Origin of the sequence: Streptomyces sp. NPDC091416 (assembly GCF_044756845.1) — a bacterium.
GTDB lineage: Bacteria > Actinomycetota > Actinomycetes > Streptomycetales > Streptomycetaceae > Streptomyces.
Genome location: NZ_JBIVTU010000001.1, coordinates 1 through 20,119, shown reverse-complemented (window position 1 = coordinate 20,119; position 20,119 = coordinate 1). Strand labels below are relative to the sequence as shown.

3 protein-coding genes are annotated in these 20,119 nt (G+C 70.9%); all 3 read left to right on the top strand.

Annotated elements, in window-relative coordinates:
* Nucleotides 1-75: 75 nt before the first annotated feature.
* Nucleotides 76-4,953 carry a type I polyketide synthase gene (locus ACIQMX_RS00015; RefSeq protein ID WP_402473996.1) on the top strand — a complete coding sequence of 1,626 codons (4,878 nt, stop codon included), beginning with the start codon at nucleotides 76-78 and terminating at the stop codon, nucleotides 4,951-4,953.
* Nucleotides 4,954-5,017: 64 nt separating this feature from the next.
* Complete coding sequence (locus ACIQMX_RS00010; RefSeq protein WP_402473994.1) at nucleotides 5,018-15,817, top strand: SDR family NAD(P)-dependent oxidoreductase; 10,800 nt, start codon at nucleotides 5,018-5,020, stop codon at nucleotides 15,815-15,817.
* Nucleotides 15,814-20,119 (top strand): beta-ketoacyl synthase N-terminal-like domain-containing protein (locus ACIQMX_RS00005; RefSeq protein ID WP_402473992.1); only part of this gene is annotated, 4,306 nt, incomplete at its 3' end. The genes ACIQMX_RS00010 and ACIQMX_RS00005, both read left to right, overlap by 4 nt.

Genomic DNA, 20,119 nt, shown 5'->3' with positions numbered 1-20,119 from the left:
CACGCACCATCCGTTCGCACACCCCGCCGGTCACGGCACCGGTCCCGCCCGGCACGGCCGACACCCGCACCGAGATTGGTTGAGGTACAGATGGCAACCCAGGACAAGCTTCGCGACTACCTCCAGCGGGCCACGGCCGACCTGCGGCAGGTGAAGCGCCGTCTGCGCGAAGCCGAGGCCAGGGAACACGAGCCGATGGCGATCGTCGGCATGAGCTGCCGCTACCCCGGCGGCGTGACCTCCCCCGACGAGCTGTGGGACCTCGTGGCCGAGGGCCGGGACGGCATCACGGCCTTTCCCGTCAACCGCGGCTGGGACGTGGACGGCCTGTACGACCCCGAACCCGCCACCCCCGGACACACGTACGCCCGCGAGGGCGGCTTCCTCCACGAAGCCGACCGGTTCGACGCCGACTTCTTCAGAATGAGCCCCAAGGACGCCCGCGAGACCGACCCCCAGCAGCGCCTGCTGCTGGAGACGTCCTGGGAGGCCCTGGAGCACGCCGGAGTGGACCCGCTCTCCCTCAAGGGCTCCCTCACCGGCGTGTTCGCCGGCGTCGTCTACCACGACTACGCCACCGACGGCGGCACCGGCGGCCTGGCCAGCGTCGCCTCGGGACGGGTCTCCTACACCCTCGGGCTCCAGGGCCCGGCCGTCACCGTCGACACGGCCTGCTCCTCCTCCCTCGTCGCGCTCGACTGGGCGGTCAAGTCGCTGCGCACCGGCGAGTGCGACCTGGCCCTGGCCGGCGGCGTCACGGTGATGGCCACACCCACCTCCTTCGTGGGCTTCAGCCAGGAACGCGGCCTCGCACCCGACGGCCGCTGCAAGTCCTTCGCGGCGGCCGCCGACGGCACCGGCTGGGGCGAAGGCGTCGGCATGCTCGTCGTCGAACGGCTCAGCGACGCCCGGCGCAACGGACACCAGGTGCTCGCCGTGATCCGCGGCAGCGCCGTCAACTCCGACGGGGCCAGCAACGGCCTCACCGCACCCAACGGCCCGGCACAGCAACGGCTCATCCACCAGGCCCTCGCAGCCGCCCAGCTCACCGCCGACCAGGTCGACGCCGTCGAGGCACACGGCACCGGGACCACCCTGGGCGACCCGATCGAGGCACAGGCCCTGCTGGCCACATACGGTCAGGGCCGCACCGCCGGCCGGCCGCTGTACCTGGGCTCGATCAAGTCGAACATCGGGCACGCCCAGGCCGCCGCGGGCGTCGGCGGAATCATCAAGATGGTGCAGGCCATGCGCCACGGCATCCTGCCCCGCACCCTCCACGTGGACGGCCCCACACCGAACGTCGACTGGTCCACGGGCGACATCTCCCTGCTCACCGAAGCCATCGCCTGGCCCGACCTCGGACGCCCGCGCCGGGCCGCCGTCTCCGCCTTCGGGCTCAGCGGCACCAACGCCCACGTCATCATCGAGGAGGCGCCCGCGGCCGTGGAGGCCGAAGCGCCGGCCCCGCCCACCGTGACGTCCACGTCCTCGCTGATCCCGCTGCGGATCTCCGCCAAGACACCCGACGCCCTCACGGACCAGGCGCGGCGTCTGCTCGCCCATGCCGAGACGCACGCGGACGAGCCGCTGGTGGACCTGGGCTACTCGCTGGCGGCGACGCGCGCGGTGCTGGACCACCGTGCGGTGGTGCTGGCGGCGGATCGTGGTGCGGCGGTGCGTGCGCTGTCGGACCTGGTGGCGGGCCGGGAGAGTGCGGACGTCGTGACGTCGGCGGGCTCTTCCGCGGAGGGCCTGACGGCGTTCCTGTTCACGGGCCAGGGTGCGCAGCGCCTCGGGATGGGCCGGGAGCTGTATGAGGTGTTCCCGGTGTTCGCGGCGGCGTTCGACGCCGTGGTGGGTGAGCTGGACGCCCGGTTGGGACGTTCGTTGCGTGAGGTGGTGTGGGGTGAGGACGCCGGTCTGCTGAACGGGACGATGTTCGCGCAGGCGGGACTGTTCGCGGTGGAGACGGCTCTGTTCCGGTTGGTGGAGTCGTGGGGTGTGCGGGCCGATGTGGTGGCGGGGCACTCGATCGGTGAGATCGCGGCTGCGCATGTGGCGGGTGTGCTGTCGTTGGGGGACGCGGCCGAGTTGGTGGTGGCGCGGGGCCGGCTGATGCAGGCGTTGCCGGGTGGCGGCGTGATGGTGGCGGTGGCCGCGTCGGAGGACGAGGTGGTCCCGTTGCTGGGTGAGGGGGTGGGGCTGGCGGCGGTGAACGGTCCGTCGGCGGTGGTGGTGTCGGGGTCGGAGAAGGAGACGCTCGCGGTCGCGGAACATTTCGCCGCGCTGGGGCGCCGGACGAAGCGGCTGGCCGTGTCGCACGCCTTCCACTCGCCGCTCATGGACCCCATGCTCGACGCCTTCCGCGAGGTCGCCGCCCGGATGACGTATCACGCACCGCGCATCCCCGTCGTCTCCCACGTGACGGGCCGGCTCGCCGGACCCGACGAACTGAGCTCGGCCGACTACTGGGTACGCCACGTCCGTGAGCCCGTCCGCTTCCACGACGGAGTACGGGCCCTGCACGCCGAAGGAGTCCGGGTGTTCATCGAGATCGGCCCGGACGCGGCACTCACCCCCATGGCAGCCGACTGCCTGCCGCCCACCGAAGGCACCCTGTGCGTCCCCGTCCTGCGCCGTGCCCGCGACGAGGAACGCACCCTGATCACGGCCGTCTCCCACGCCCACGCACACGGCACCACGGTCGACTGGAACGCCTTCTTCGAGGGCCGCGGCGCCCACCGCGTCGCCCTGCCCACCTACCCCTTCCAGCGCCGCAGCCACTGGCTGGAGCGCCCCGAGGCCCAGGACGCCACCGACAAGGCCGCGGACCCGGCCGGAGCGGCCTTCTGGGAAGCAGTCGAACGGGAGGACGTCACGGCCCTCGCCGACCGGCTCTCGGTCACCGAGAGCGCACTCGGCGAGGTCCTGCCCGCGATGGCACGCTGGCGCCGCCTCCACCAGGAGAAGGCAGCACTCGACGACCTCCGCTACCGCGTCGTCTGGCAGCCCGTGCCCGTACCGCCCGCCGGATCCACCGCGCTCGACGCCCCCTGGCTCGTCGCCGTCGCCGACGGACAGACCGACACCCCCGAGGTCACCGCGATCCTGGCCGCACTCATCGAACGCGGCGCCTCCCCGCACGTCGTCGAAGCGACCCCCGGCCTGAGCCGAGCAGACCTGGCCGCCCGCCTCGCCGCGCGGCCCGCCGCCGGAATCCTGTCCCTGCTCGCCCTCGACGACCGCCCCGAACCCGCACACCCCCATCTCACCCGCGGCCTCACGGCCACCGTCACCCTCGTGCAGGCCCTCGCGGACACCCCGGAGGCCCCCAGGCTCTGGTGCGCCACGCGGTCCGCCGTCGCCACCTCCCGCTCCACGGAGCTGACCGCCCCGGACCAGGCCCAGTTCTGGGGCCTCGGCGGCGGCCTCGCCCTCGACCACCCCGGGATCTGGGGCGGCACCGTCGACCTCCCCGCCGAACCCGGCCCGGCCGCCCTGCACCGCCTCTGCGACGTGCTCTCGGGCGCGACCGGAGAGGACGCGGTGGCCCTGCGCGCCGACGGCATCCTCGCCCGCCGCCTCGTCCGCGCCCCGCTGGGCGACCGCACCCCGGTCCGGACCCGCCCCTCGCACGGCACCGCGCTGATCACCGGTGGCACCGGCGGCCTCGGCGCCCACGTCGCCCGCATGCTCGCGGCCGACGGCATCCCGCACCTGATGCTCCTGAGCCGACAGGGCGGCGCCGCCGCCGGAGCCCGCGAACTGGCCGCAGAACTGGAGGAGTCCGGCACCCGGGTGACCCTCGCCGCCTGCGACGTCACCGACCGCGCCGCGCTGGCCCGGGTCCTCGACACCGTCCCCGACGACCTGCCGCTGACCACCGTGGTGCACGCGGCCGGTGCCATGCAGCGCATGGCACCGCTCACCGAACTGACCGAGGAGGAGTTCGCGGCCGTCGGCCACGCGAAGGTCACCGGGGCCCGCAACCTCGACGAACTCCTCGGCGACCGACCCCTCGACGCCTTCGTGCTCTTCTCCTCCGGCGCCGCCGTCTGGGGCAGCGCCGGACAGGCCGCCTACGCCGCAGCCAACGCCCGCCTCGACGCCCTCGCCCACCACCGCCGGGCCCGCGGGCTCACCGCCACCTCCGTGGCCTGGAGCTCCTGGCAGGGCGGCATGGTCGACGCCGAACTCGCCGCCGTGATGGAACGCATCGGCGCCCCCGCCATGGACCCCCGCCTCGCCATCGGCGCACTGAAGCAGGCCCTGGAGCACGACGAGAGCCACCTCGTCGTCGCCGAGTTCGACTGGTCCCGCTTCGTCCCCACGTACACGCTCGCCCGCCCCCGGCCCCTGCTCGACGCGCTGGACGACGTACGCCGGATCCTCTCCGCCGAGCCCGCAGCGGCGGGCTCGGACGCGGAGGGTCTGATGGCCCGGCTCGCCGGCCTCTCCGCGGCCGAGCGCGGCCGCGCTGTGCTCGACCTCGTACGGACCCGTGTCGCGACCCTGCTGGGATACGACGCGGCCTCCCAACTCGACCCCCAACGCGCCTTCGAGGACCTCGGCTTCGACTCCGTCGCCGCCGTGGAACTCCGCCAGGCCCTGACCGCCGCCACGGGCGCCAGACTGCCCGCGACGCTGATCTTCGACTACGCGACACCCACCGCACTCGCCGACCACCTGCACACCCGGCTCTTCCCGGACAGCGACGACACCGCCACGCCCGTCCTCGCGGAGGTCGACCGGTTCGAGGAACTGGTGGGGGCGCTGGACGTCGACGAGATCCGCAGCATCCGCATCACCTCACGGCTGCAGACCCTCCTCGACACACTGACCACCCTCCAGAGCGGCGAAACGGGGGTGGCCGCCGTACGGGACTCACTCGACGAGGCCTCCGCCGACGACGTCCTCGCCTTCATCGACCAGGAACTCGGCCTCGCCTGACACGGGCACGCTGCCGTCATCTGACCCCTGCCGTCATCTGACCCCGAAGGACCGTGAGACCGACATGGCCAACGACGAGAAGATCCTCGACTACCTCAAAAAGGTGACCGCCGACCTGCACCGCACCCGGCGCCGCCTCCAGGACGCCGAGGCCGCCTCGCAGGAACCCATCGCGATCGTGGCCATGGGCTGCCGCTTCCCCGGCGGGGTGACCACCCCCGAGGAACTGTGGCAACTGGTGGCAGAGGGCCGCGACGCCGTGTCGGGCATGCCGGACGACCGCGGCTGGGACCTCGACCAGCTCATGGGCGAGGACGCCTCGCAGCCGGGCACCAGCTATGTGCACCAGGGCGGATTCCTCGACGGAGCGGGCGACTTCGACGCCGGGTTCTTCGGGATGAGCCCCATGGAGGCGGAGGCCACCGACCCGCAGCAGCGCCTCAGCCTCGAAGTCGCCTGGGAAGCCTTCGAACGGGCCGGGATCGACCCGGAGACCCTGCGCGGCGGGCGCGTCGGCGTCTACATGGGATCCGGCATCCAGGACTACGGCGACTTCCCCGAAGGCGTACCGGAGGCCGTCGAGGCCTACATGGCCACGGCGCGCGCAGCGTCCGTCATCTCCGGCCGCATCTCGTACGCCCTCGGTCTCGAAGGCCCTTCCTTCACCGTCGACACCGCCTGCTCGTCGTCACTCGTCGCGCTCCACCTCGCCGCCCAGGCCCTGCGCCAGGACGAATGCGGCCTCGCCCTGGCCGGGGGCGTCATGGTCATGTCGACGGCAGCGCCCTTCGTCGCCTTCAGCAAGCAGCGCGGCCTCGCACCCGACGGGCGGTGCAAGGCGTTCTCCGACAGCGCCGACGGCACGGGCTGGTCCGAAGGCGCCGGGATCGTCCTGCTGGAACGCCTCTCCGACGCCCGCCGCAACGGACACCCCGTCCTCGCCGTCATCCGCGGCTCGGCCATCAACTCCGACGGGGCCTCCAACGGCCTCACCGCCCCCAGCGGCCCGTCCCAGCAGCGCGTCATCCGCCAGGCCCTCGCCAACGCACGCGTACCCGGCGCCCACGTCGACGCAGTCGAGGCGCACGGCACCGGGACCACCCTGGGCGACCCGATCGAGGCGCAGGCCCTGCTCGCCACGTACGGCCAGGACCGCACCGCCGAACAGCCCCTGAGGCTCGGCTCGTTCAAGGCCAACATCGGCCACGCCCAGGCGGCCGCGGGCGTCGGCGGCGTCATCAAGATGGTCATGGCCCTGCGCCACGGCCTCCTGCCCAGAACCCTGCACGTCGAGCAGCCCTCCACCCACGTCGACTGGACCTCCGGCCACGTCAGCCTGCTCACCGAGGCCGAACCCTGGACCCGTCAGGGCCACCCGCGTACCGCGGGCGTCTCGGCCTTCGGACTCAGCGGCACCAACGTCCACGTGATCCTCCAGGAGGCACCGGAACCGGAGCCGGCAGCGGCGTCCGGCGGGACGAGCGCGGAACCGGCAGCGGCGTCCGACGGGGCGAGCGCGCAGCCTGCCGGGAGCGGGCCGCTCACGGACGGCCGGACGCTCCCGTTCGCCACGCCCACGACACCCGACTCATCCAGCACATTCGTCACACCTGCCATGCCCGTGACGCCGTTCCTCCTCTCCGGACGCAGCGCCGCGGGTCTGCGCGCCCAGGCGGAGCGGCTGGCCTCGTTCGTACGGGACGGAGACGGCGCCACCGCCCGCCAACGGGACATCGGCCACGCCCTGATCGCCACCCGCACCGCCTTCGAGCACCGCGCCGTCGTCCTCGACACCGGGGACTCCACGGGCACGGACGGCAACGAGTCCACCTCCCTGCTCAGCGGCCTGGACGCGCTCGCGGCCGACGCCAAGGCCCCGCACATGGTGCGGGGCACCGCCACCGGCCCCGCCCAGGTCGCGTTCGTCTTCCCCGGCCAGGGCTCCCAGTGGGCCGGCATGGCTGTCGAACTCCTCGCCACCTCACCGGTGTTCGCCGACCGGATGCGCGAGTGCGCCGAAGCGCTGGCCCCCTTCACCGACTGGGACCTCCTCGACGTGGTCCACCAGCGCCCGGGAGCACCCACCTTCGAGGAGGTCGACGTCGTCCAGCCGGTCCTGTGGGCCGTCATGGTCTCCCTCGCCGCCCTCTGGCGCGCGTGCGGTGTGGAGCCCGCCGCCGTCGTCGGCCACTCCCAGGGAGAGATCGCCGCCGCCTGCGTCGCCGGGGCCCTCTCGCTGGAGGACGGCGCACGTGTCGTCGCCCTCCGCAGCAGGATCATCCGCCAGGACCTCGCCGGACGCGGCGGCATGATGTCGGTCGCACTGCCCGCCGCCGAGGCCGAATCGGTGATGCGCGGCTGGGGCGACCGGCTTCAGATCGCCGTGGTCAACAGCCCCGCCTCCACCGTCGTCTGCGGCGAGAAGGAAGCCCTCGACGAGCTTCACACCCATCTGGAGGCCCAGGGCGTGCAGGCCCGCCGGATACCGGTGGACTACGCCTCCCACTCGGTGTTCGTCGAAGAGATCCGCGACCGCCTCCTGGCCGAGATAGCCGACGTGACACCCCGCCCGTCCACCACGACCTTCTACTCCACGGTGACCGGCGGCTCGCTCGACACGACGGCGCTCGATGCCGGCTACTGGTACGAGAACCTGCGCCGCACCGTGCGATTCGAGGACACCACCCGGGCCATGCTCGACGACGGGTTCACCCTCTTCGTCGAGGCCAGCCCCCACCCGGGCCTCTTCATCGCCCTCGGAGAGACGATCGCCACGACCCCGTCCGGAGCCGCCGCCGTCGGATCGCTGCGCCGTCACAGCGGAGACCCCGCCCGGTTCGCGCTGTCACTCGCCGAGGCCTACGTGCACGGCGCCCCCGTCGACTGGAGCCTCTTCCACGACGCCGAGCCCGCCACCCGCGTGGAGCTTCCGACGTACGCCTTCCAGCGCGAGCGCTACTGGGTCACCGCCCCCACCGGTGCCGGCGACGTGCTGACCGCCGGTCTCGAACCGGCGGACCACCCGCTGCTCGGAGCCCGGGTGTCCGCACCGGACACGGACGCGCTCAGTCTCACGGGCCGCCTGTCCCTCGGCACGCACCCCTGGCTCGGCGACCACCGCGTGGGCGACTCCGTCTTCTTCCCCGGCACCGGACACGTGGAGCTCGTCGGCTACGCAGCCGACATGGCCGGCTGCGCCGTCATCGACGAACTGACACTGGAGACCCCTCTCACCGTCCCTGAACGGGGCGGTGTCGCGGTACGCGTCACGGTCGGCACGGCAGGCTCCGACGGCAGGCGCCCGGTGACCGTGCACGCCCGCACGGAGGACGGCGACCAGCCGTGGACCCGGCACGCGACCGGCGTCCTCGCTCCGGAGACCCCGGCTCCGGGAGCGCACGGATCCGAGGACGCTGCCTGGGCCTCGGAGCAGTGGCCGCCGGCCGGATCCGAGCCGGTGGACCTGGACGGCTTCTACGACGGCATGGCGGAGGAGGGACTGCGGTACGGCCCCGTCTTCCGGGGACTGAACGCCGCATGGCGCGCCGACGGCGACATCTACGCCGAGGCCGCCCTGCCCACCGGCACACCCGCGACCGACTTCCGGCTCCACCCGGCCCTCCTCGATGCGGCGTTGCACGGTGTGGCGTTGTCGGGTGCGGTGGGTGAGGGGGCTGCGTTGCCGTTCGCGTGGTCGGGTGTGTCGTTGGGTGTGGTGGGGGCTTCGGCGGTGCGGGTCCGGGTGTCGGTGGTGGGTGAGGGCCGGGTGTCGGTGGTGCTGGCGGAGGCCGGTGGCGGGGTGGTGGCGTCGGTGGACTCGCTGGTGCTGCGCTCGGTGGGCGGAGAGCGGCGCGCCGTGGCGGAGTCGGGTGTGGCGGGGTCCCTGTTCGGGGTGGAGTGGCCCGAGGCGACGCTGCCGGACGCGGAAGCCGTCGACGGTGTCTCGGTGGGGCGTTGGGGTGAGGTAGCGGGTTCGTCGGGTGTCGTGCCGGACGTGGTGGTGTACGAATCGCTGCGCGCCGGTGGGGTGGGGGAAGGCACTGCGGACGGTGTGCGGGCTGCGGTGTGTGAGGCGCTGGATGTGGTGCAGGAGTGGCTGAGCGATGAGCGTTTCGCCGAGGCCCGACTGGTGGTGCGGACGGTGGGTGCGGTCGCGTTGCCGGGCGCCGGCCCGCTGGACGTGACGGGTGCTGCGGTGTGGGGGCTGGTGCGCTCGGCGCAGTCGGAGAACCCGGGACGTGTGGTGCTGCTGGACAGCGAATCGGATGACGTGACCGACCAGGCCGCGCGGGTCGCCGCCATGGGCGAGTCGCAGGTGGTGGTGCGTGAGAACCGGGCCCACGTGGGCCGCTTGACGCGCGCGGTCCCGTCGGCCGAGGAGAGCGCCGACGTGGAGTTCGATTCCGCGGGGACGGTGTTGCTGACGGGTGGTACGGGGACGTTGGGGCGGGTGTTCGCGCGTCATCTGGTGGTGGAGCGTGGGGTGCGGCGGTTGGTGTTGACGAGTCGTCGTGGTGGTGCGGTTGAGGGTGTGGGGGAGTTGGTCGAGGAGTTGGCGGGTTGGGGTGCGGAGGTGGTGGTGGAGGCGTGTGATGCGGCTGATCGTGGGTCTCTGGAGCGGGTGCTGGGTGCGGTTCCGGTGGATCGGCCGTTGGTGGGTGTGGTGCATCTGGCGGGTGTGCTGGATGACGGGGTGATCGGTTCGCTGACGGCGGAGCGGGTGGGGGCGGTGTTGCGTCCGAAGGTGGACGCGGCGCTCAACCTGCACGAGCTGACCCGTGACCTGGACCTTGCCGCCTTCGTCCTCTTCTCCTCCGTGGCCGGCACCTTCGGCAACGCGGGCCAGGGCAACTACGCGGCGGCCAACGCGTTCCTGGACGCGCTGGCCACGCACCGCAGAGCCGAAGGTCTCCCCGCACACTCCCTGGCCTGGGGCTTCTGGGACGAGGCCAGCGGGATGACCGGCAAGCTGTCCGGGGCCGAACGCTCCCGCATCTCGTCCGTCGGCGGCGTCTTCCCGATCTCCTCGGACCGAGGCGTGGCCCTCTTCGACGCCGCCCTGCGGATGGACCGTCCGGTGGTGGTCCCGGTGGAGCTCGACCTCGCCGCCGTACGGGCCCAGGGCTCAGCCGGCCGCGAACTCTTCCGCACCCTGGTTCCCGTCGTCACGCGGCGCAGGGCCACAGGCCACGTCGAGGCGAACGGCCTCCAGCAGCGGCTCGCCCGCCTCGCCGAGCCCGAGCGCGAAGGCGCCGTGCTGGAGGTCGTCCTGGAACAGGTCGCCTCCGTCCTCGGCTACAGCTCGCTCCAGGCCATCGAGCCGGAGAAGGCGTTCAAGGACCTCGGCTTCGACTCGCTGCGTGCGGTGGAGTTCCGCAACGCGGTGTCCGAAGCCACCGCGCTCCGCCTCCCCGCGACCGTCGTCTTCGACTACCCCACCCCCGCGGCCCTGGCCCGCCACCTGCTGACGGAGCTGTCCGGGACCGACGCCCCCGCGGCGACGACCCCCACCCCGGTGCGCCCGAACCCCGCCGTCCACGCCGACGACCCGATCGCGATCGTGGGCATGGCGTGCCGCTACCCGGGCAACATCGGCTCCCCCGAGGACCTCTGGCAGGCCGTGACCGACGGCGCCGACCTCATCTCCGACTTCCCGACCGACCGGGGCTGGGACCTGCGGAAGATCTACGACCCGGAAGGCGTACGACCGGACACCAGCTACGTCGCCCGCGGCGGGTTCCTCGACGACGCCCCCGGATTCGACCCGGCGTTCTTCGGAATCAGCCCGAACGAGGCCCTGATCATGGACCCGCAGCAGCGGCTGCTGCTGGAGACGTCCTGGGAGGCGTTCGAGCGGGCAGGCATCGACCCGCTCTCCCTCAAGGAGAGCAGGACCGGTGTCTTCGCCGGAATGATGTACCACGACTACGCCCACAACGCGAGCACGGGCGGCATCGCCTCCGGCCGCATCTCCTACGTACTCGGCCTCGAAGGCCCCTCGATGACGGTGGACACCGCCTGCTCGTCGTCGCTGGTGAGCCTGCACCTCGCGATCCAGGCACTGCGCTCCGGGGAGTGCTCCCTCGCGCTGGCGGGTGGCGTGGCCGTCATGTCGGAGCCCGAGGTCTTCGTGGAGTTCAGCAGGCAGCGGGGGTTGGCGAAGGACGGGCGGTGCAAGTCGTTCGCGGGTGCTGCGGATGGTGCTGCGTGGTCGGAGGGTGTGGGGGTGCTGTTGGTCGAGCGGTTGTCCGATGCGCGTCGGCTGGGGCATGAGGTGTTGGCCGTGGTGCGGGGCAGTGCGGTGAATCAGGATGGTGCGAGTAATGGGCTGACGGCTCCGAATGGTCCGTCGCAGCAGCGGGTGATTCGTGCGGCGTTGGCTGATGCGCAGATTTCGTCGGATCAGGTGGATCTGGTGGAGGCGCATGGGACGGGTACCCGGCTGGGTGATCCGATCGAGGCGCAGGCGTTGTTGGCGACGTATGGGCAGGGACGGGCCAAGAACGATCCGTTGTGGTTGGGGTCGTTGAAGTCGAATCTGGGGCATGCGCAGGCGGCTGCTGGTGTGGGTGGTGTGATCAAGGCGGTGCAGGCGATTCGGCATGGTGTGTTGCCGAGGACGTTGCATGTGGATGTGCCGACGCCGCAGGTGGACTGGTCGGCGGGTGCGGTGGAGTTGTTGACGGAGTCGCGGGCGTGGCCGGTGCGGGATCGGCCGCGGCGTGCGGGTGTGTCGTCGTTCGGTCTGAGTGGGACGAACGCGCACGTGATCGTGGAGCAGGCTCCGGTGGTCGAGGAGCCGGAAGCATCAGTGACCGCTGAGCTGCCGGTGGTTCCGGTGGTGTTGTCGGCGCGGAGTGAGGCTGGGCTGTGTGCGCAGGCGGCGAAGCTGTTGGGGATCTCCGATCCATCGTCGTTGTTGGATGTGGGTTTTTCGTCGGTGGTGTCGCGTGCGGTGTTGGAGCATCGTGCGGTGGTGGCGGCTGCGGACGGTGAGGAGTTGGTGCGGGGTCTGACGGCGTTGGCCGAGGGTGGTGTCGCGGCGTCGGTGGTGCGGGGGTCGGTGCGGCCGGCGGGCAAGGTCGCGTTCCTGTTCACGGGTCAGGGTGCGCAGCGTCTCGGGATGGGCCGGGAGCTGTATGAGACGTACCCGGCTTTCGCGGCGGCGTTCGACGAGGTGCTCGTTGAGCTGGATGCCCGGTTGGGCCGTTCGCTGCGTGAGGTGGTGTGGGGTGAGGATGCCGGTCTGCTGAACGGGACGATGTTCGCCCAGGCGGGCCTGTTTGCGGTGGAGACGGCTCTGTTCCGGTTGGTGGAGTCGTGGGGGGTTCGCCCGGACTTCCTGGTCGGGCACTCGGTCGGCGAGATCGCCGCTGCTCACGTGTCCGGTGCCTTGACCCTGGGCGACGCGGCTGAGCTGGTGGTGGCGCGTGGTCGGTTGATGCAGGCGTTGCCGGCTGGTGGGTCGATGGTGGCGGTGGAGGCGACGGAGGCTGAAGTCCTTCCGTTGCTGAATGCCGAGGTGGGTATCGCGGCCATCAACGGTCCGCGTTCTGTGGTGGTGTCGGGTGCTGAGGTGGCGGTTGCTGATCTGGTGGGGAAGTTTGCCGGTGAGGGGCGTCGTACGAGCACGCTGCGGGTGTCGCATGCGTTCCATTCGCCGTTGATGGAGCCGATGTTGGCGGAGTTCGGGGCGGTGGTGTCCGGGCTGTCGTTCGGCGAGCCGTCGGTTCCGGTGGTGTCGGGTGTGTCGGGGGATCTTTCTGAGGCGTGGGGTTCGTCGGGGTATTGGGTGCGGCATGTGCGGGAGGCGGTGCGGTTCGCGGACGCGGTGTCGTTTGTGGTGTCGCGTGGTGTGACGTCGTTCGTCGAGGTCGGTCCTGATGGTGTGCTGTGTGGGATGGCGCAGCAGTCGGTCGACGCGGCGGTCTTTGTTCCGTTGGTGCGCAAGGGGCGTCCGGAGGTGGCCTCGGCGGTCACCGCGCTGGGGCAGCTGCACGTGAGCGGTGTGCCGGTGGACTGGTCCCGTTTCTACGAGGGCACGGGTGCCCGCCGCGTCGATCTGCCCACGTACGCCTTCCAGCACCAGAACTACTGGATCGTGGGCGAGCAGCACGGCGCCGACCCCGAATCGATCGGGCAGGAGCCGGCCGGGCACCCGCTTCTGAGCGCGGTGGTGACCTCGCCCGACGCCGACCGTGTGATCCTGACCGGTCGTCTGTCCACCGGGTCCCAGCTCTGGCTCGCCGACCACGCGCTCGGTGACGCGGCGCTCTTCCCCGGCGCGGGTTTTGTGGAACTGGCACTGAGAGCGGCGAAGGAGGTCGGGTACGCCGGGCTCGAAGAGCTCACCCTCGAAGCGCCGCTGGTGCTCCCGGAGCAGGGGGGCGTCGCCCTCCAGGTCGTCGTGGGTGCGTCCGACGACTCCGGCAGGCGGTCGGTGACCGTGCACTCGCGAGGTGAGTCGACGGATCTGCCGTGGGTGCGTCACGCCACCGGGTCGCTCGTCGCCGTCGCTGATGTACCCGTGGCCGCGGATGTGGCCTGGGTCTCGGAGCAGTGGCCGCCGGCCGGATCCGAGCCCGTGGACCTGGACGGCTTCTACGACGGCATGGCGGAGGCCGGGCTGCGGTACGGGCCTGCCTTCCGTGGGCTGAGCCAGGCCTGGCGGACCGACGAGCACGTCTTCGCCGAGGTGGGTCTCCCCGAAGGAATCGAGCCCGGCTCCTACGCCTTGCATCCTGCGCTGTTCGATGCGGCGTTGCACGGTGTGGCGTTGTCGGGTGCGGTGGGTGAGGGGGCGGCGTTGCCGTTCGCGTGGTCGGGTGTGTCGTTGGGTGTGGTGGGGGCTTCGGTGGCGCGGGTCCGGGTGTCGGTGGTGGGTGAGGGCCGGGTGTCGGTGGTGCTGGCGGAGGCCGGTGGCGGGGTGGTGGCGTCGGTGGACTCGCTGGTGCTGCGCTCGGTGGAGGGCGAAAGGCGCGCGGCGGCGGAGTCCGGTGCGCGGGGTTCCCTGTTCGGGGTGGAGTGGCCGGAGGTGACGCTGCCCGGTCCTGACGAGGCGGCTGGGCTGACGGTGGGGCGTTGGAACGACGTGACGGGGACTTCGGACGCCGTGCCGGACGTGGTGGTGTACGAATCGCTGCGCGCCGGTGGGGTGGGGGAAGGCACTGCGGACGGTGTGCGGGCTGCGGTGTGTGAGGCGCTGGATGTGGTGCAGGAGTGGCTGAGCGATGAGCGCTTCGCCGAGGCCCGATTGGTGGTGCGGACGGTGGGTGCGGTCGCGTTGCCGGGCGCCGGCCCGCTGGACGTGACGGGTGCTGCGGTGTGGGGGCTGGTGCGCTCGGCGCAGTCGGAGAACCCGGGACGTCTGGTGCTGCTGGACGGTGAGCTGGGCACGCTGCCCGATATGGCCCGGGTGGTGGCGCTGGGCGAGTCGCAGGTGGTGGTGCGCGAAGGCCGTGCGCATGTGGGCCGACTGCAACGTGTCGTGCCGTCCGGCGGAGACAGTTCGGTCGTGGAGTTCGATTCCGCGGGGACGGTGTTGCTGACGGGTGGTACGGGGACGTTGGGGCGGGTGTTCGCGCGTCATCTGGTGGTGGAGCGTGGGGTGCGGCGGTTGGTGTTGACGAGTCGTCGTGGTGGTGCGGTTGAGGGTGTGGGGGAGTTGGTCGAGGAGTTGGCGGGTTGGGGTGCGGAGGTGGTGGTGGAGGCGTGTGATGCGGCTGATCGTGGGTCTCTGGAGCGGGTGCTGGGTGCGGTTCCGGCGGATCGGCCGTTGGTGGGTGTGGTGCATCTGGCGGGGGTGCTGGATGACGGGGTGATCGGTTCGCTGACGGCGGAGCGGGTGGGGGCGGTGTTGCGTCCGAAGGTGGACGCGGCGCTCAACCTGCACGAGCTGACGCGCGGGATGGACCTCACGGCCTTCGTGCTCTTCTCCTCCGCCGCCGGGGTGATCGGTAACCCGGGCCAGGGCAACTACGCGGCGGCCAACGCGTTCCTGGACGCGCTGGCCACGTACCGCAGAACGGAAGGTCTCCCTGCTCAGTCCCTCGCCTGGGGGCCGTGGGCGGACGGGGGCATGGCGGACAGCCTGGACAGCGCTGACTCCCAGCGCATGCGCCGGACCGGCATCGCCACCCTGACGGCCGAAGAGGGAACTGCCCTCTTCGACGCGGCCGAGACTGCTGGTGGAGCAGCACTTGTCACCATGCGGGTCGATCTCACAGGAACGGGCGCCCCGGAGCCGGACGACCTTCCTGACCTGTTCCGAGGGCTCGTACGGTCCAGTGGCCACCGAGCCACCGACACGTCGGCGTCCGGCGCGGCGGCGTTCCGCCGGCGGATGAACGCGCTGACCGACGAAGAGCGCACGGACCAGGTGCTCGACCTCGTACGGGCCCACGCGGCCGCCATTCTCGGGTACGCCGGTGCCTCGGCCATCGAGCCGGACCGGGCGTTCAAGGAGCTCGGGTTCGACTCGCTGGCTGCGGTGGAGTTCCGTAACGGCCTGGCCCAGGCCACGGGGCTGCGGCCACCGGCGACGCTGGTCTTCGACTACCCGAACTCCCGCGTGCTCGCGCAGTACCTCGCCGAGGAACTGCGTCCCGACTCGGCGACGGACGCCCAGGCTGTGGGAGAAGAGCGGGTCCGACGCATTCTGCAAGGAATTCCCCTGAGCCGGCTCAGGGACGCGGGACTGATGGAAGTCCTCTTCGAGTTGGCCGGTGCGCACGACGAGCCGGTGAACCCGGCCGAGGGCACCGACGAGAACTCGACCGAATCCATCGACTCGATGGATGCCGAGAGCCTGATCAGCATGGCACTCGATGGTTCCGGCCTTGACGACGCGATCCAGGGAATGTGAGCGCCCCGATGAGTAATTCTGACGAGAAGCTGGTCGCCGCACTGCGCGCGTCGCTCAAGGAGAACGACCGTCTGCGGGCCCACAACAGGAAACTGTCGTCCGCAGCCCGCGAGCCCATCGCCATCGTCGCGATGAGCTGCCGCTTTCCGGGCGGAGTCGAATCACCGGAGGCTCTGTGGAACATGGTGAACGACGGTGTGGACGCGATATCCGATTTCCCGGAAAATCGCGGCTGGAATGTCGGATCTCTTTACGATCCGGACGGTGAGCGGCCGAACACCAGCTACGTCAACAAGGGCGGATTCCTTTACTCGGCAGACACGTTCGACCCGGTTCCCTTCGGGATCAGCCCGAACGAGGCCCTGATCATGGACCCGCAGCAGCGGCTGCTGCTGGAATGCTCATGGGAGGTGTTCGAGCGGGCCGGAATCGACCCCGCCACACTGAAGGGCAGTAAGACCGGTGTATTCGCCGGAATGATGTACCACGACTACGCCCACAACAGTGCTACCGGCTCCATCGCGTCAGGCCGCGTCTCGTACGTCTTCGGCTTCGAGGGCCCGTCGATGACGCTGGACACCGCCTGCTCGTCGTCGCTGGTGGCGCTGCACCTGGCGGCTCAGGCGCTGCGTTCGGGCGAGTGCTCGATGGCACTGGCCGGAGGCGTGGCGGTCATGTCGACGCCTGAGGTCTTCGTCGAGTTCAGTCGGCAGGGCGGCCTGTCCAAGGACGGTCGCTGCAAGTCGTTTGCGGGCGCCACCGACGGCACCAGCTGGTCGGAGGGGGCCGGCATCCTGCTCCTGGAGAAGCTCTCCGACGCTCGGAGTAATGGACATCCGGTCCTGGCCGTGCTGCGGGGCAGTGCGGTGAATCAGGATGGTGCGAGTAATGGGCTGACGGCTCCGAATGGTCCGTCGCAACAGCGGGTGATCCGTGCGGCGTTGGCTGATGCGCAGATTTCGTCGGATCAGGTGGATCTGGTGGAGGCGCATGGGACGGGGACCCGGTTGGGTGATCCGATCGAGGCGCAGGCGTTGTTGGCGACGTATGGGCAGGGCCGCTCGGAGGGCGATCCGTTGTGGCTGGGGTCGTTGAAGTCGAACCTTGGCCACACGCAGGCGGCTGCGGGTGTGGGTGGTGTGATCAAGGCGGTGCAGGCGATTCGGCACGGTGTGTTGCCGAGGACGTTGCATGTGGATGTGCCGACGCCGCAGGTGGACTGGGATGCGGGCGACGTGGAGCTGTTGACGGAGTCGCGGGCGTGGCCGGAGCGGGATCGGCCGCGGCGTGCGGGTGTGTCGTCGTTCGGCCTGAGTGGGACGAATGCGCATGTGATCGTGGAGCAGGCTCCGGTGGTCGAGGAGCCGGAGGTTTTGGCGACGGTTGAGCTGCCGGTGGTTCCGGTGGTGTTGTCGGCGCGGAGTGAGGCTGGGCTGTGTGCGCAGGCGGCGAAGCTGTTGGGGATCTCCGAGCCATCGTCGTTGTTGGATGTGGGTTTTTCGTCGGTGGTGTCGCGTGCGGTGTTGGAGCATCGTGCGGTGGTGGCGGCGTCGGACCGCGAGGAGTTGGTGCGGGGTCTGACGGCGTTGGCCGAGGGTGGTGTCTCGGCGTCGGTGGTGCGGGGGTCGGTGCGGCCGGCGGGCAAGGTCGCGTTCCTGTTCACGGGCCAGGGCGCGCAGCGTCTCGGGATGGGCCGGGAGCTGTATGAGGCGTATCCGGTGTTCGCAGCGGCGTTCGATGAGGTCGTGGGGGAGTTGGATGCCCGGTTGGGGCGTTCGCTGCGTGAGGTGGTGTGGGGCGAGGACGCCGGTCTGCTGAACCAGACGATGTTCGCCCAGGCGGGCCTGTTCGCGGTGGAGACGGCTCTGTTCAGGCTGGTGGAGTCGTGGGGGGTTCGCCCGGACTTCCTGGTGGGCCATTCGGTCGGCGAGATCGCGGCCGCTCACGTGTCCGGTGCCTTGACCCTGGGCGACGCGGCTGAGCTGGTGGTGACCCGGGGTCGGTTGATGCAGGCGTTGCCTGCTGGTGGGTCGATGGTCGCGGTGGAGGCGACGGAGGCTGAAGTCCTTCCGCTGCTGAATGCCGAGGTAGGTATCGCCGCGGTCAACGGTCCGCGTTCTGTGGTGGTGTCGGGTGCTGAGGCGGCGGTTGCTGATCTGGTGGGGAAGTTTGCGGGTGAGGGGCGTCGTACGAGCACGCTGCGGGTGTCGCATGCGTTCCATTCGCCGTTGATGGAGCCGATGTTGGCGGAGTTCGGGTCGGTGGTGGCTGGGCTGTCGTTCGGCGTGCCGTCGGTTCCGGTGGTGTCGGGTGTGTCGGGGGATGTGGCGGCGGACTGGGGTTCGTCGGGGTATTGGGTGCGGCATGTGCGGGAGGCGGTGCGGTTCGCGGACGCGGTGTCGTTCGTGGTGTCGCGTGGTGTGACGTCGTTCGTCGAGGTCGGTCCTGATGGTGTGCTGTGTGGGATGGCGCAGCAGTCGGTCGACGCGGAGCGGGCGGCGGTCTTCGTTCCGTTGGTGCGCAAGGGTCGCCCGGAGGTGGCCTCGGCGGTCACCGGGCTGGGCCAGCTCCACGTGAGCGGTGTGCCGGTCGACTGGTCCCGTTTCTACGAGGGCACGGGTGCCCGCCGCGTCGATCTGCCCACGTACGCCTTCCAGCGTGAGCGGTACTGGATGGAGGCGGAACTCGGCGGCAACGACCCCGGCTCGCTCGGGCTGGGAACCACCGATCATCCGCTCCTGGGGGCGGCCGTCACTCTGGCGCAGGCCGACGAGATGGTCCTCACCGGAAGGCTGTCTCTGGCCGATCACGCCTGGATCGCCGACCACGGCGTGCTGGGGAGCGTGCTCCTTCCCGGCACGGCCTTCGTGGAACTGGCCGTCAGAGCAGGCGACGAGGTCGGTTGCGACCTGCTGGAAGAGCTGACGCTGCAGGCGCCGCTCGTGATCCCCGAGCAGGGCGGAGTCGCGATTCAGGTGGCGATCGGCGCCGCCGATCCGGCGGGGCGTCGTACGGTCGGCGTGTATTCACGAGGTGACGGTGCCGAACACGGCCCTTGGACGCGTCACGCCGAAGGCGTCCTTGCCGTGGGCGGCAGAGTCCCAGTGGCAGACCTGACTGCGTGGCCGCCGAAGGGCGCTGAGGCGATCAGCGTCGACGGAGCCTACGAGCTCCTTTCCGAGCGTGGCTACGGCTACGGGCCGGTGTTCCAGGGGCTCAAGGCTGCCTGGACATCCGGGGAGGAGCTGTACGCGGAGGTCGCACTTCCCGACTCGGAGCACGACGAGGCCCAGCGCTTCGGCCTGCATCCCGCTCTGCTCGACGCGGCGATGCACGTGGCCCTCATCGATGACGGTTCACGGACCGACGAATCGACCGTCCTGCCCTTCGCCTGGACCGACGTCGCTCTGCATGCGGCAGGGGCATCGGCCCTCCGCGTTCGGATTGCGCCGGCGGGACAGGACAGCGTGTCGGTTCTGGTGGCCGATGGCTCCGGGCAACCTGTCCTCACAGTCGGCGCGTTGGTCTCGCGTCCGGTGTCGGTGGAGCAGTTGGCTGGGTCGGGTGAGGGTGGTGGGTTGCATGAGGTGGTGTGGCGGCCGTTGGTGGCTGCTGGGGTGGTTGAGGCTGGGGCTGGTGTTGGTGGGGTGTTTGAGGTGCCGGTGTCGGTGGGTGTGGATCCGGTGGTGGGTGTGCGGTCGGTGTTGGGTGGGGTGTTGGAGGCGGTTCAGGAGTGGCTGTCGGATGAGGAGGGCAAGGCTGGTCCGTTGGTGGTGGTGACGCGTGGTGCGGTTGCGGTGGGTGGTGATGTGGGTGTGGATGTGTGTGTGGCGCCGGTGTGGGGTTTGGTGCGGGCGGCGCAGGCGGAGAATCCGGGTCGGTTCGTGTTGGTGGATGTGGACCCTGCGGGTGGTTCGTTCGCTGATGTTGCGGGTGTGGTGCTTGGCTCGGGTGAGCCGGAGGTGGCGGTGCGTGGGGGTGAGGTGCTGGTCCCGCGTCTGGTGGAGGTTGCGGCCGGCGAGTCCGTTTCGGACACGGTGTCGGGCGTGGTCCCGGGCGTGGTGGAGGGGACGGTGTTGGTGACGGGTGGTACTGGGGGTTTGGGTGGTTTGGTGGCTCGGCATCTGGTGGTGGCGCGTGGGGTGCGGAGTTTGGTGTTGGTGGGGCGTCGTGGTGTGGAGGCTCCGGGGGCTGTTGAGCTGTGCGATGAACTGCGTGGTTTGGGTGCTGAGGTGTCGGTGGTGGCGTGTGATGTGTCGGATCGTGCTGCGGTGGCGGATCTGGTGGCGGGTGTGGGTGCTG

Bases quoted from the DNA above. Each gene is read 5' to 3' on its own strand.
- ACIQMX_RS00010 (WP_402473994.1), top strand. From the start codon at position 5,018: ATGGCCAACGACGAGAAGATCCTCGACTACCTCAAAAAGGTGACCGCC.